We start from the raw sequence: 13,005 nt of genomic DNA, 5'->3' as shown, positions 1-13,005 counted from the left end.
CGTGCGAGTACTCGTGCTATGGCACCTGCGACTACTCGTGCGAGGGCACGTGCGGTCAAGGCACGTGCTACGGGGATTCCTGCACGGTCTGGACGGGTCCCTCATACTGCTGATGGCTGACAGGCAGGCCCGATCTTTAGGCAACAGCGCAGGGGCAGTCCGAAGGCTGCTCCTTGCGCTTGCGTGGGATCGCCGAGGCGCCAAGGCCCGACCAGTCCACGCCGCAACAGCGTGAAAAGGGCGGCCTAAGCCAACCGACAGCCAGAACCGACAGCAGGCACCGAGCGGAAAGCTAAGCGCCTTGCAAAGCAACCGCTTACGCTGATATGGCGGAATCCCTCGCAAACTGCGCGAGGCTGGTCCGCTCGGTGCCCAGCATTAGCGCTCAACACTCAGGATGATGTCGGGTGAGGTGCAGTGCGGATGCAGAAGCTGATCTCCCGGATCTGGGATCAATCGGCGATGGACGATACCGGGGCCGCGGAAGCAATCCGCGGCCCCGCTCGCGTCCGGCACCGCTCCCGGATGGAAATTCTTTCCGCGGGCGGACCGGGGCGCTATCATTCGGCGCGGAACTGCTGTTCCCGCGAATGCTCCCCTTCCCCGGTCCTACTCCCTCGGCCCCACCGCCAAGGAGCTTCCCTCGATGACCCGTTCCACATCGTTCCTCGCCGCCTGCGCGCTCGGCGGCGTGCTCGCTGCCGCCGTCGCCTGCACGGACCGCAGCCCCCTGGCGCCGCCCGCCGCCGCGGAGCCGCCCGCGGCCGTCGCGGCGCTGCAGTGCACCGTGCGGGTGCGCGAGGGCACGCTCACCTGCGCGGGCGCGCCGGGCGCGGCCGGCGCGCGGGCCGCCATCTTCGGGGGACAGGGGGTGAACGTGCGGCTGGCGTCCAGCGGCACGAAGTACGACGAGGCCAGCGGCACGCTCAGCTCGAACGTGACGGTGGAGAACCTCACCGGCCAGGCGCTGGGCACCCGCGACGGCGTGAACGCGGCGGCGGAAGGGGTGCGCGTGTTCTTCCACGCCGGGCCGACCACCACCGACGGCTCCGGCGTGGTCACCGTGGACAACGCCGACGGCGAGGGGGCGTTCACCGCCGGGGTGCAGCCGTACTTCCGCTACGCCGGCCCGCTGGTTCCCGGCGACACCACCGCGCCCCGCGAGTGGCGCTTCCACGTGCCGGCCACGGTGGTGTCGTTCGCCTTCACGGTGTACGTGGCCGCGCCGGTGTTCGCGGAGGCCGGGTGGGTGAGCGTGACGCCCATCGCCCCGTCGCTGGCGGTGGGCGAGACGCAGCGGATGGAGGGCGTGCTCCGCGGCGTCACCGGGCGCGCCGCGGCGGGGCCGCCGGTGCGGTGGTGGAGCTCGAACCCCGCGGTGGCCACGGTGGACAGCGCCGGGCTGGTGACCGCGCTGGCCGAGGGAGCGGCCACCATCACCGCCACCAGTGGCGACCGCGCGGGGCGCGCGGAGCTGCTGGTGACGGCGGATCCCGCCGTCACCTGGCCCACGCTGGTGAGCTTCGAGGTCCTTCCCGGCACGGTGCTGGCCGAGGTGGATTCCCTGGTCTTCCGCATCGGGGTGAAGAACGCGCACGCGTCCTTCTACTTCCTGACCCTCGACGTGCAGAGCCCGCTGCGCACCAGCGACGGCTGGTTCTGCGCCGACGTGACGCTGGTGTCGGGGACCGCGGACGACGGCGTGTACGAGTGCAGGATGGTGATGCCGGGATGGATGATCCGGGGTGCCTGGGTGGTGCAGGGCGTGAACCTGCACAACTACCGGCGCGACCGCACCGTGAGCACGGCCGCGCTGCGGGCGGCGGGCGCCCCGTGGCGCATCGAGGTGAAGAACCCCGGCGACGAGACGGGGCCCGTTCTCGACAGCCTGTCCATCCCGCAGCCCACGGCCACCGCCGGCTCGACCGCGGCGGTGGTCAACGTGGCGGTGACGGACACCGGCTCGGGGATCGCGCGCGTCCGCGTGGTCGCGCGCAGCACGCGCACCGGGAACGCCCTGGGGTGCGAGTCGGGGCTGCCGAGCATCAGCGGCTTCAGCAACGTGTACGGCTGCTACCTGAACTTCCCGGCCTTCGCGCCGGCGGGGGCGTGGGTGGTGGAACAGGTGCTGCTCGAGGACGTGCGCGGGAACCGACGCACCTTCTCCACCGCCGCCCTGCAGGCGGCCGGGTACCCCACGGCCATCGAGGTCGTCTCGCCGCAGGAAGACACGGCGCCTCCCGCCGTCACCGGCTTCTCCCTCTCCTCGCCCACCGTGGCGGCGAACACCGCCGACTCGGTGCGGCTGTCGCTCTCCGCCACCGACGCGGGGAGCGGGCTCTTCTTCATGACCGCGACGCTGCGGCGCGACGGCGGCACGCAGACGCGGCAGTGCACGATGGGAGTGCCGCTGAACGCCCCCAGCGCCACCGGAGCGTGCGCCTTCCGCTTCAACGCCGCCGAGACCGGCGCCTGGACGGTGGCGCTCGCCAGCGTCCAGGACCGGGCGGGGAACGGAACGACCCTGAACACGCAGCAGCTGGCGGCGGCGGGGTATCCCACCACCATCTCCGTCACGCCCTAGCCGCGGGCGTCCCGGCCTCTCCGGGGCGAGCGGTGACGGCGAGCGAAAGGCCGCGGCGACGAGCCGCGGCCTTTCGCATGCGGGGACGCGGCACGAACGTTTCACCAGAGCGGAATCATCAAACTCACGGGGGAAAGGATCGGGCGCGTGGCGGAGTGGCGGCGGCACCTGGCGAAGTTCGCCGACCGGGTGGAAGACAAGCTGGCGGAGCAGCGCGAGCGGCTGGGGATGACGGGCGACCGGCGCCCGCGCATCGAGCCGTACCGCGGCTTCGGGCGCCCGGACCGCGCGTGGGTGAAGGCGCGCGTGCTGCGCGGCGCCCCCGCGCCCCGCGCCCGCGAGCGCGACAGCGTGTGGCTGAACCTGGCCGCCACGCTGCAGCGCTTCGAGAGCGACGAGATCCCCGGCGCGCGCGTGCGGGTCCGCTACCCCGGCGGCGAGCAGGAGCTGCGGGCCGACCGCGAGGGGTACGTGGAGTGCTGGACCGATCCCCATCCCCCGCTCGCTTCCCCGACCGGGTGGGTGGAGGTGGAGATGGAGCTGCTGGAGCCGGTGGACGGCGGCGAGCCGTTCCGCACCACGGCGCCGGTGCGCGTTCCCTCGCCCGCCGCGCGCTTCGGGGTGATCAGCGACATCGACGACACCGTGGTGCGCACCGACGTGGCCTCGCGGCTGCGGATGGCGCGCAACGTCCTGCTGGGGAACGCGCACACGCGGATGCCGTTTCCCGGCGTGGCCCCGTTCTACCGCGCGCTGGAGCGTGGGGGGGACGGCGCGGCGCACAACCCGGTGTTCTACGTCAGCAGCAGCCCCTGGAACCTGTACGACGCACTGGCCGAGTTCCTGGAGCTGCGCCGCATCCCGCTGGGTCCGCTGCTGCTGCGCGACTGGGGGATCTCGCCGGTGGATCCCGGGCCGGGCGGGCATTCGGGGCACAAGCTGCGGCACATCGGCAACATCCTGGACACCTTCCCCGCCCTCCCCTTCATCCTGGTGGGCGACAGCGGGCAGGAGGACCCGGAGATCTACCACCGCGCGGTGCACGACCATCCGGAGCGCATCCTGGCCGTGTACATCCGCAACGTCAGCCGCGCGCCGGAGCGGGTGGAGGCCATCCGCGCGCTGGCGGGCGAGGTGGAGAAGGCGGGGAGCTCGCTGATCCTGGCCGACGACACCGTGACCGCCGCCCGCCACGCCGCCGGGAACGGGTGGATCGACCCCGCGTGCCTGGCGGAGATCGGCGAGGTGGCCGACGCCGAGCAGCAGCCCACGATCGACGCGGTGCAGGACGCGAACGAGGAGCTGAGTGCCGGCGACGTCTGATCGCGGCTCCGGGAGAGTGCGAAGTGCGAGAGTGCGAGAGTGCGAGAGTGCGAGAGTGCGTTCGAAGCGCACCGAAATTCGTCACCCGGCGCTTGCTCGGTGCTATCCGAGCTCTCCATGAGAGGAAATGCTGGAGATGACGCGTTCGCGGGAATAATTTCGCAATGCGGGTCGCCACCTCCGCGGTTCATCCTCTCCCTTCTCCGGATCGGCTGCCATGAAGCTGCGTGTCTTCGTCCTCGCCGTCGCCTCGATCGCGTTCCTCCCGCTCCACGCCCGCGCGCAGGGCGCCGCCGCCGCGGTGGCGCATCTCGTCGCCCCGCTCCCGCTCGCCGCGCCGATGAAGCAGGCGCTGCAGGCGGAGATGGTGCGCACGCTCGGCGGCGACGGCCTGAGCTGGAACGGCCGCGCCGCGACGTACACGGTGATGGGATGCGAGGACACGGAGATGTCCGCGCGGCTGGTGGACCTGAACGGCGATGCCGTGCCCGAGGTGCACGTGGAGGCGCAGGGGACGTGCGTGGGCGGGATGGCGGGCGGGTTCAACTGGGTGTTCATCCGGAGCGCGGCCGGGGCGTGGCGGATGAACCTGAACTTCAACGGCGGGCTGTATCCCCTTCCCTCGCACTCGCAGGGGTTCACCGACGTGCTGGCGGGCGGGCCGGGGTTCTGCCACGGCGTTTGGCGGTGGACGGGGCAGGAATACGCGCTCCTCTGCGTCGCCGGCGAGGGCGGCCAGCGCTGCGACCGCCCCTGCCCGCGCACGCTGAAGACCGACGACTTCGGCGAGCAGCTGCCGCCGTTCACCGCGGCACGGAGCGGCGCGGAGGAGTGATGCGGGACCGGTGCAGGAGCAGTTGTCACATGTCCCCAAGGGACGTCATCCTGAGGCCGGCCACGCGATAATCGAAGCATTCACAAGCACTTGCAGGCCGAAGGATCTATAGCCGGTCCAGCACGTCAGCCGGCATTCGGCTTGGAAGTGTGCCTCCGGTTCGGTATCCGCGATGCGATCGAACGTCAGCAGGACCCATCCCCGTGAATCCTCGATTCACGTGCTTGACGGGCTATAGATCCTTCGGCCTGCAAAGGATTGTGCGGATACGGGTTGCGGTGTGGCCGGCCTCAGGATGACGTCTTCGGCGTGGGGACCATAGCGGGGCGACGCTTGGTCTACGAGAGAGGTTCAGGAAGACCATCGGCGCGCGCGGCGGAAGATCGCCACGCGCGCCGAATCACTCTCGCACTTTCGCACTCTCGCACTTTCGCACCATCCCGCTACATTGTCGCCCTCCACCCAACCCACGAGGACCGATGATCAACCATATCTTCCACGCGCATTCGGGGCTGCGCTTCCTGGTGCTGCTGGCGGGCGTCGTCGCCCTGATCGTGCTGGCGCTGGGGGTGTTCGGGCGCAGGCCGTACGAGCGGCCGTCGCGCATCTCCATGGCGGTGTTCACCGGGGTGATGGACCTGCAGGTGCTGCTGGGGATCGTGATGGTGGTCCTCGGCTGCTTCTACCCCGCGCTGATGGGGCACCTGGCGATGATGATCCTGGCGGCCGTCGCGGCGCACGGATGCAGCGTCTACGCGCGCAAGCAGACGGACGGGCGCCGTGCGCACACGGTCGCGCTGGTCGGCGTGGTGCTCGCGCTCCTGCTGATCGTGGGCGGGATCAGCGCCATCGGCCGCTCGCCGGTGGGCAGCAGCGGCACCGCCACCTGCACCGCGGCGTCGCGGTAACCCCAGCGCATCGAACCCATCATGAGCGATCCAGCGACCCTGCCCCGCGACGACGGCGCCGACCTGCGCGCGCCGGTGGAGGGGCACGACGGCATCTTCGTGATCCGCGGCGGCGGCAACGTGCGCGGGTGGAACGGCATCCGCTACCGCACGGGGATGAGCGCCAAGAACGTCGGCTCGAAGCAATTGTCGATGAACGTGGCCACCATCCCGCCCGGCGGCGTGGCCTACGCGCACATCCACGTGGACTTCGAGGTGATGCTCTTCATCCTGGAGGGCCGCGTGCGCCACGAGTACGGCGACGGGCTGCGGCAGGTGGTGGAGAACGAGGCGGGCGACTTCATCTTCATCGCCCCCGGCGTGCCGCACGAGGTGTTCAACGCGAGCGAGACGGAGCCGGTCGTGGCCGTCGTCGCCCGCTCCGACGCGAGCGAGTGGGAGCACATCGTGCCGTACGACCGGGCGACGGGGCGGGCTACCGGATCGGCGGAATCGAAGACTGACTCCGGTCAGTGACTGTGGTCGGTAGACGACAATCGTGCGAAAAATGCGAGTGAACTCGCGGCTACAACGGCACGCAGTCCGCCTTCGCGGACTTCCCGGGTGACGGATTTCGGCGCTTCGAACACACTTTCGCACCTTCGCACTTTCGCACCCTGGTTCGATGCTGAAATACGAAACCGTCATCCCCCCGCACGTGACCGACGGCGCGCCGCTCGTGGTGCTGATGCATGGGCGCGGGGCGGACCGCTTCGACCTGATGGGGCTCGCGCCGGCGCTGGCGCCGGACGCGGTGGTGGTGTGCCCCGAGGCGCCGTGGCCGGGGATGCCGTGGGGGTACGGGCCCGGCTGGGCGTGGTACCGCTTCCTGGGCCGCAACGTCCCCGACCCGGAGAGCTTCGACGGCTCGCAGGCGCAGCTCGCCGAATTCCTCGCGGAGATCCCCGCCGCGCTGCCGGTGCGCACCGGGCCGCTGGTGCTGGGCGGGTTCAGCCAGGGCGGGGTGATGTCGATGGCGTACGCGCTCCGCAACCCCGGCGCGGTGCCGCTGGTGATGAACTTCAGCGGTTTCCTCGCGCAGCACCCGTCCGTCCGCGTCACGCCGGAGGCGGTGGCCGGGACGCGGTTCTTCTGGGGGCACGGGACGATGGACCCGCAGATCCCCTTCGACCTGGCGATCGAAGGGCGCGCGCTTCTCCGCGGCGCGGGCGCCGACCTGACGGAGCGCGACTACCGCATCGGCCACGGCATCTCCCCCGACGAGGCGCGGGACGCCCGCGCCTGGCTCGCCGAAGCCGTCGCGGCGCCGGGCGGATGACGGCCGCATCTCCATGATCCTCGACACCTCCGCGATCACGCCGCGGCAGCGGTACGAGCTGCTGACGTCGCTGGTGGTGCCCCGGCCGGTGGCGTGGGTGTCCACGCGGTCGGCGGAGGGGCGGCCGAACTTGGCGCCGTTCAGCTACTTCTCCGCGCTCTCGCCCACGCCGTTCCTGGTGGGCGTTTCCATCGGCCACCGGCGCAACGGGCCCAAGGACTCGCTGCGCAACATCCTGGAGACGGGCGCCTTCTGCGTGAACGTGGCCACCGAAGGCCAGCTGGCGGCGATGAACCACACCTCGGGCGAATATCCGCCGGAGACGGACGAGTTCGCGCACGCCGGCGTGCCGATGGCCTGGGCCGAGTCGGTCGGCGCGCCGTACGTGGCGAACGCGCCCGCGGTGCTGGAGTGCCGCCTGTTCAAGCACGTGGAGCTGGAGGGCGCCGCCAACACGCTGGTGATCGGCGAGGTGCTGCGCGTCCGCATCTCCGACGCGCTGCCGCTGGCCGACGGCACGATGTTCGTCGACACGCACGCGCTGGCCCCGGTCGCCCGGCTGTGGGGCGACTTCTACGCGCTGATCGGCGACACCCCGTCCACCCCGCGCCCGCCCGCCGACGCGCCCCCGCTCGCGCCGGGCGACAGCCAGCATCTCCAGTCTCCGGCCCGGCGCGCGTAGCGGCGGAGTGACAGATGGCGCGGAAAGACAACACCTCGGGCGGCCTCGCCCGAGGTGTTCGCGTTCGCGCCGGCGACATTCTTCTCGCACTGGCGGAGGTTTCCACCGCACCACGCCGATGGCCGGGCACTTGCCGGGATGGGGCGGTTTGGTGTGGCGCGGGGAAGTCCTGAGTCCTAAGTCCTAAGTCCTAAGTCCTAAGTCCTAAGTCCTAAGTCCTAAGTCCTAAGTCCTAAGTCCCAAGTGGGAGTTGGGGATGGTGGGTGAGTCAATGGTCGGCCGCGCACAACTATCAACCGAATCAGGACTTAGGACTTAGGACTTAGGACTTCTTCTTCAGTCGTCCACCAACTTCATGTCGCCCATCGGGCCGGAGAGCGACCCGTCGTGGTTGCGGGTGAGCACCAGGTTGCCGCCGTCGTTCTTCAGGATCACCCGGTCGCCGTCTTCCTCGTAGTCGGTCTGGGTGGTCCCCATCGGCATCTCGACGTACGCTTTTCCGCCCTTGAACTCGATGCTCATCAGGCCGTTCGGCGAGGCGTACTTCCCCTTCACGTGCGAGCTGCACGCGGCAGCCGCGACGGCGATGGCGCAGGCGAGGGCGGCGCGGCGGAGGGACGAGGCGGTCATGGGCGTGTCTCCGGTGAGTTGTGGAGGTGTGGGGAAGTGAAGCCACGCAGCCGACCCAACCGCGTTTTCGGGAGATGGAGATGCGGCGCGGCGGGCACCGTTCGGGTGGCCCGATCCGCATTGCGCGAACGCGCCCCGAAAAGCGTCATCGCGCGGTTGGGGCGAATGAATTCGCGGCAACAAAAGCACAAAGTCCGCCTTCGCGGACTCTCCCCTCACTCCCGGCGCGCGGGGAATGGTGTGTTTCAGCCGGGATAATCACCCATGAGCGATGCTGCCCGGCGGCCCGGATGCCTGGCAGCAGTCTCGCGGGGACTTTGTGCCCGTGTTGCCCGGGAATTCATTCCCGGAGCCGCCTGGGTTCAGCACTCAGCACTCAGCACTCAGCACTCAGCACTCAGCACTCAGCACTCAGCACTTAGGACTTCGGACTTAGGACTTAGGACTCAGCACTTGGCACTCTCCCCCCACCCCGCCGCGTCCACCCTGGACGACCTCTTCAGCGCGACCTACGAGGAGCTGCGCCGCCTTGCCGCGCACGTGGGCCGCGGCGACGCCGCCGCGACGCTGAACCCCACCGCGCTGGTGAACGAGGCGTACCTGAAGCTGGCCGGGTCGCTGCGCATCACCCCCGAGTCGCGGCTGCACTTCAAGCGCCTCGCCGCGCGGGCGATGCGGCAGGTGCTGATCGAGGCCGCGCGGCGCCGGAACGCGGCCCGGCGCGGCGGCGGCGTGGCGATGGTGACCTTCGACGAGGCGCTGGACGCCGCCGACGCCTCCTCCGGCGAGCTGCTGGCGCTGGACGCCGCGCTGCGCGACTTCGCCGGCATCAACCCGCGCCAGGCCATGGTGGTGGAGCTGCGCTTCTTCGGCGGCTTTACCCAGGCCGAGACGGCGCAGGCGCTGGAGATCTCCGAGGCCACGGTGGACCGCGACTGGCGGTCCGCGCGCGCCTGGCTCGCGCGGGAGCTTCGGCGGGCCGGCTAAGCCTCCCCATATCCCCCTCCCCGGCCACCCGCACGCGGAGCGACCGATGGACGCCGTGCGCTGGGAACGAATCGACGCGCTCTTCCACGAGGCGCGCGCGCTGGACCCCGACCGCCGCCGCGCGTGGCTCGAGCGCACCTGCGGCGACGACGATGCGCTGGCCGCCGAGGTGCTGGAGCTGCTGGACGCCGACCAGGGCGCCGCGCCGCTGCTGGACCGCGGCCTTCCCGGCGCCGCGCGGGCGGTACTCGCCGCCGGCGCCCCCATCTTCCAGAACATCGGCCCGTACCGCCTCCGCTCCGTGCTGGGCGAGGGCGGGATGGGCGTGGTCTTCCTGGCCGAGCGCGAGGACCTGGGCACGCTCGCGGCCATCAAGGTCCTCCGCGACGCCTGGCTCTCGCCCCACCGCCGCGACCGCTTCGCCACCGAGCAGCGGGCGCTGGCGCGGCTGGCGCACCCCGGCATCGCCCGGCTGCACGACGCCGCCGCCCTCCCCGACGGCACGCCGTACTTCGTGATGGAGTACGTCGAGGGCGTCCCCCTCACCGCCTGGTGCGCCGGGCACCGCGCCACCGTACCCGAGCGCCTGCGCCGCTTCCGCGCGCTCTGCGAGGCCGTCCAGTTCGCCCACCGCCACGCCATCGTGCACCGCGACCTGAAGCCGAGCAACGTGCTGGTGACGGCCGAGGGCGCGGTGAAGCTGCTGGACTTCGGCATCAGCAAGCAGCTGGAGAACGTGGACGCGCCCGAGGACCAGACGCGCACCGGGCTGCGGCTGATGACGCCCGCGTACGCCGCCCCCGAGCAGCTGCGCGGCGACCCCGTCGGCGTCCACACCGACGTCTACGCGCTGGGGGTGATGCTGTACGAGCTGCTGGCCGGCCGCCTCCCGTTCGATGCGTCGCGCCGCACGCCGGGAGAGATGGAGATGGCGGTGCTGGAGCGCGAGCCCGAGCGCCCGTCGCTCGCCTTCCGCCGCACGGCGCGGGAGACGGAGAGCGACGCGCCGCCCGACCCCGGCCGCGCCGCGTGGGAGGACCTGGACGTGCTGTGCCTGACGGCGATGCAGAAGGACCCGCAGCGCCGCTACCGCACCGTCGAGGCGCTGGTGCGCGACCTGGACCACTTCCTGGCCGACGAGCCGCTGGAGGCGCGGCCCGACACCGCGCGCTACCGCATCGGCAAGTTCCTGCGCCGCAACGCGCGCCCGGCCGGCGCGGCGGCCGCTGCCGCCCTCGCGGTCATCGCCCTGGTCGTCTTCTTCACCCTGCGGCTGGCGGGCGCGCGCGACGCCGCGCGGGCCGAGGCGGCGCGGACGCAGCGCATCCAGGGGTTCATGCTGGAGCTGTTCGCCGGCGGCGGCGAGGCGGCGGGCCCCGCCGACACCCTGCGCGTGGTGACGCTGCTGGACCGCGGCGTGAAGGAGGCGGGGTTCCTGGAGAGCGAGCCGGCGGTGCAGGCCGAGCTGTACCAGACGCTGGGCGGCATCTACCAGGCGCTGGGCAACCTGCCGCGCGCCGACACGCTGCTGCAGGCCTCGCTCGCGCGGCGGCGCAGGCTGTACGGCGGCGACCACCCCGACGTGGCCGCGAGCGAGGTGGCGCTCGGCCTCCTGCGCGCCGACCAGGCGCGGATGCCCGAGGCCGAGCGGCTGGTGCGCCACGGGCTGATGGTCACACGCCGTCATCTTCCCCCCGCGCACCCGGCGGTGCTGCGCGCGGGAACGGCGCTGGGGCACGTGCTGAGCGAGCGCGGCGCCTACGACAGCGCCATCGCCGCGCTGGACGAGGCGCTGCGCCCGGCGCCCGTGCGCGACCCCGCCGGCACCGACGTGCTCTTCGGCCTGCGCGAGCTGGCCGACGCGCATTTCTACGCCGGGCACTACGAGCGGTCCGACTCGCTGAACCGCCGCATCCTGGCCCTGGACCGCGAGCTGCTGGGCGAGCGGCACCCGGCCGTGGCCGACGCGCTGATCAACCTGGGCGCCACGCAGTTCCAGCGCGGCCGCTACGGGGACGCGGAGCGGCTGTACCGGCAGGCGCTGGCCATCATGCAGGCCTACTACGGCCCCGACCACCCCGAGGTCGCCTCGGCCGCGACCATGCTGGGGCGCGCGCTGGTCTACCAGGGCCGCCCGCGCGCCGCGGAGGCGCGGACGCTGCTGGAGCGCGCGCTGCGCATCCAGGAGCGCGTGTACGGGCCCGACCATCCACGCGTCGCATCCGCGCTGAACGACCTGGGGCACCTGGCGGTGGCCGACAGCGACTACGCCGCGGCCGAGACGGACTTCACGCGCATGGCCGCCATCTACCGCCACGCGTACGGCAACGGGCACCAGATGCTGGGGATCGCCGAGTCGAACCTGGCGGGGGTGGAGATGGAGACGGGGCGGCTGGCCCGGGCCGAGGCGCGCTTCCGCGGCGTGGTCGCGCTCTTCACGCGGGCGCAGGGCTCCACGCACCTGAACACCGGGATCGCGCGGATCAAGCTGGGGCGCACGCTGGCCCGCGAGCGCCGCTGGGCCCAGGCGGAGCGCGAGCTGGCCGCCGGGTACGGCATCGTGGCCGCGCAGTCCGAGCCGGGGGTCAGCTGGCTCCAGGCCGCGCGCAGGGACCTGGTCACGGTGTACGACTCGCTGCGCCAGCCGGCGATGGCCGCCCGCTTCCGCCGCGAGCTGGCCGACTCGGTGTCCACGCAACCGCGGCGATGAACGGCGGGGAGATGGAGATGGAGATGGGAAGCGGCGCAGCGGGCCCGGCCTCGTCACGTTCGGCCGGGCCCGCGCGTTTCCGTCGATCCGATCTTCGATCCCCCGTTGATGGAATTCCGATGAAGCAGACTGCGAAGCTGGCCGCGCTCTCCGCCCTCCTCCTCGCGCCCGTGGCGGCGCGCGCACAGGACCCCCGGCTCGCGCCGAACGCGCCCGCCGACCGCCCGGTGGACGCGGCCACGCGGGAAGCCGTCGAGCGGATGGACCGGGCGATGCAGCCGTACGTGGACTCCGCGCGGGCGACCTATCCGGCGGCGAAGGCGCGGTACCTGGCCGGGCTGCCGGCCGGGCAGTCGTTCTTCGCCGTCACGCGGCTGCACGACGCGGCGGGGCACGAGGAGCAGGTGTTCGTGGCCGTCGGCCGCATCGAGAACGGGCGCATCTTCGGCCGCATCTACAGCCGCATCTCGGTGGTGAGCGGCTTCCGGTACGGCTAGCCGTACGACTTCCCCGAGCCGGAGCTCGTCGACTGGCTGATCACGCGCCCGGACGGCAGCGAGGAAGGCAACGTAGTCGGCAAGTTCATGGACACGTACCGGCCGTGAGCGGTAATTCTCACACGAAGAGGGCTGCACGGCCGACGCCCAGAAGTCGACGCTCAACCCCGACGACGTCATCCTGAGGCCGGCCACACCGTAAGTTTCCCTCGTGCAGATGGTTGCAGGCCGAAGGATCTATCGCGTGATCCGCACGTGAATCGTGGAAACGCACCCAGACGGTGGTGCGCTTCGGCGATTCACGTGCGGCACGGGCGATAGATCCTTCGGCCTGCAAGTTGTTGTGTGGGTGCGGTTTGTGTGGCCGGCCTGAATAGAAAGTTCGCGGCTTGGCCCCCCACCGGCGACTGAAGTCGCAGCAACAACTACGGGAAGCCTCGCAAACTGCGCGAGGCTGATCCGCTCATTCTGTGGCATCAGCGCTCACGACCACTGTCCTTTCATCCTCCGTGGTCGCGCGCAGCGCGGTGT

The 13,005-nt window shown here is 71.5% G+C and carries 11 protein-coding genes; 10 read left to right on the top strand and 1 reads right to left on the bottom strand.

The window, feature by feature from the left end; translation table 11 throughout:
- Nucleotides 1–646: 646 nt before the first annotated feature.
- The 7 genes from VLK66_RS10990 to VLK66_RS10960 all read left to right on the top strand — a co-directional run bounded on the left by VLK66_RS10990 (nucleotide 647) and on the right by VLK66_RS10960 (nucleotide 7,650).
- Nucleotides 647–2,584, top strand: coding sequence for an Ig-like domain-containing protein (locus VLK66_RS10990; RefSeq protein ID WP_325309457.1), 1,938 nt, complete (start codon nucleotides 647–649; stop codon nucleotides 2,582–2,584).
- 147 nt (nucleotides 2,585–2,731) lie between these two features.
- Nucleotides 2,732–3,907 (top strand): App1 family protein, encoded by a 1,176-nt coding sequence (locus VLK66_RS10985; RefSeq protein ID WP_325309456.1) that lies wholly within the window; start codon nucleotides 2,732–2,734, stop codon nucleotides 3,905–3,907.
- Nucleotides 3,908–4,124: 217 nt separating this feature from the next.
- On the top strand, nucleotides 4,125–4,742 hold the full coding sequence (locus tag VLK66_RS10980; protein WP_325309455.1) for a hypothetical protein: 618 nt from the start codon (nucleotides 4,125–4,127) through the stop codon (nucleotides 4,740–4,742).
- Nucleotides 4,743–5,221: 479 nt separating this feature from the next.
- Nucleotides 5,222–5,650 carry a hypothetical protein gene (locus tag VLK66_RS10975; RefSeq protein ID WP_325309454.1) on the top strand — a complete coding sequence of 143 codons (429 nt, stop codon included), beginning with the start codon at nucleotides 5,222–5,224 and terminating at the stop codon, nucleotides 5,648–5,650.
- A 21-nt stretch (nucleotides 5,651–5,671) separates the two neighbouring features.
- Nucleotides 5,672–6,166, top strand: coding sequence for a cupin domain-containing protein (locus VLK66_RS10970; protein WP_325309453.1), 495 nt, complete (start codon nucleotides 5,672–5,674; stop codon nucleotides 6,164–6,166).
- 148 nt (nucleotides 6,167–6,314) lie between these two features.
- Nucleotides 6,315–6,968, top strand: coding sequence for an alpha/beta hydrolase (locus tag VLK66_RS10965; RefSeq protein WP_325309452.1), 654 nt, complete (start codon nucleotides 6,315–6,317; stop codon nucleotides 6,966–6,968).
- A 13-nt stretch (nucleotides 6,969–6,981) separates the two neighbouring features.
- The gene (locus tag VLK66_RS10960) at nucleotides 6,982–7,650 is read left to right on the top strand and encodes a flavin reductase family protein (RefSeq protein ID WP_325309451.1); all 669 of its coding nucleotides are present in this window, start codon (nucleotides 6,982–6,984) and stop codon (nucleotides 7,648–7,650) included.
- A 336-nt stretch (nucleotides 7,651–7,986) separates the two neighbouring features.
- On the opposite strand, the gene VLK66_RS10955 is transcribed toward VLK66_RS10960, so the two are convergent.
- Nucleotides 7,987–8,280, bottom strand: coding sequence for a hypothetical protein (locus VLK66_RS10955; protein WP_325309450.1), 294 nt, complete (start codon nucleotides 8,278–8,280; stop codon nucleotides 7,987–7,989).
- A 453-nt stretch (nucleotides 8,281–8,733) separates the two neighbouring features.
- Between VLK66_RS10955 and VLK66_RS10950 the strand changes: the two genes are divergently transcribed.
- The 3 genes from VLK66_RS10950 to VLK66_RS10940 all read left to right on the top strand — a co-directional run bounded on the left by VLK66_RS10950 (nucleotide 8,734) and on the right by VLK66_RS10940 (nucleotide 12,474).
- Nucleotides 8,734–9,267, top strand: a complete 534-nt coding sequence (locus VLK66_RS10950; protein ID WP_325309449.1) for an ECF-type sigma factor — start codon at nucleotides 8,734–8,736, stop codon at nucleotides 9,265–9,267.
- A gap of 46 nt (nucleotides 9,268–9,313) precedes the next feature.
- Nucleotides 9,314–11,977 carry a serine/threonine-protein kinase gene (locus VLK66_RS10945; protein WP_325309448.1) on the top strand — a complete coding sequence of 888 codons (2,664 nt, stop codon included), beginning with the start codon at nucleotides 9,314–9,316 and terminating at the stop codon, nucleotides 11,975–11,977.
- A gap of 119 nt (nucleotides 11,978–12,096) precedes the next feature.
- Nucleotides 12,097–12,474, top strand: a complete 378-nt coding sequence (locus VLK66_RS10940) for a hypothetical protein (RefSeq protein WP_325309447.1) — start codon at nucleotides 12,097–12,099, stop codon at nucleotides 12,472–12,474.
- Nucleotides 12,475–13,005: the final 531 nt, after the last annotated feature.

Source organism: Longimicrobium sp. (assembly GCF_035474595.1).
Classification (GTDB): domain Bacteria; phylum Gemmatimonadota; class Gemmatimonadetes; order Longimicrobiales; family Longimicrobiaceae; genus Longimicrobium.
This window is presented reverse-complemented; position numbering and strand designations above follow the sequence as displayed.

Excerpts from the sequence above, each read along its gene's own strand:
- VLK66_RS10940 (WP_325309447.1), top strand. The coding sequence starts at position 12,097 with ATGAAGCAGACTGCGAAGCTGGCCGCGCTCTCCGCCCTCCTCCTCGCG.
- VLK66_RS10975 (WP_325309454.1), top strand. The coding sequence starts at position 5,222 with ATGATCAACCATATCTTCCACGCGCATTCGGGGCTGCGCTTCCTGGTG.
- VLK66_RS10990 (WP_325309457.1), top strand. The coding sequence starts at position 647 with ATGACCCGTTCCACATCGTTCCTCGCCGCCTGCGCGCTCGGCGGCGTG.
- VLK66_RS10955 (WP_325309450.1), bottom strand. The coding sequence starts at position 8,280 with ATGACCGCCTCGTCCCTCCGCCGCGCCGCCCTCGCCTGCGCCATCGCC.
- VLK66_RS10980 (WP_325309455.1), top strand. The coding sequence starts at position 4,125 with ATGAAGCTGCGTGTCTTCGTCCTCGCCGTCGCCTCGATCGCGTTCCTC.
- VLK66_RS10970 (WP_325309453.1), top strand. The coding sequence starts at position 5,672 with ATGAGCGATCCAGCGACCCTGCCCCGCGACGACGGCGCCGACCTGCGC.
- VLK66_RS10945 (WP_325309448.1), top strand. The coding sequence starts at position 9,314 with ATGGACGCCGTGCGCTGGGAACGAATCGACGCGCTCTTCCACGAGGCG.
- VLK66_RS10960 (WP_325309451.1), top strand. The coding sequence starts at position 6,982 with ATGATCCTCGACACCTCCGCGATCACGCCGCGGCAGCGGTACGAGCTG.
- VLK66_RS10965 (WP_325309452.1), top strand. The coding sequence starts at position 6,315 with ATGCTGAAATACGAAACCGTCATCCCCCCGCACGTGACCGACGGCGCG.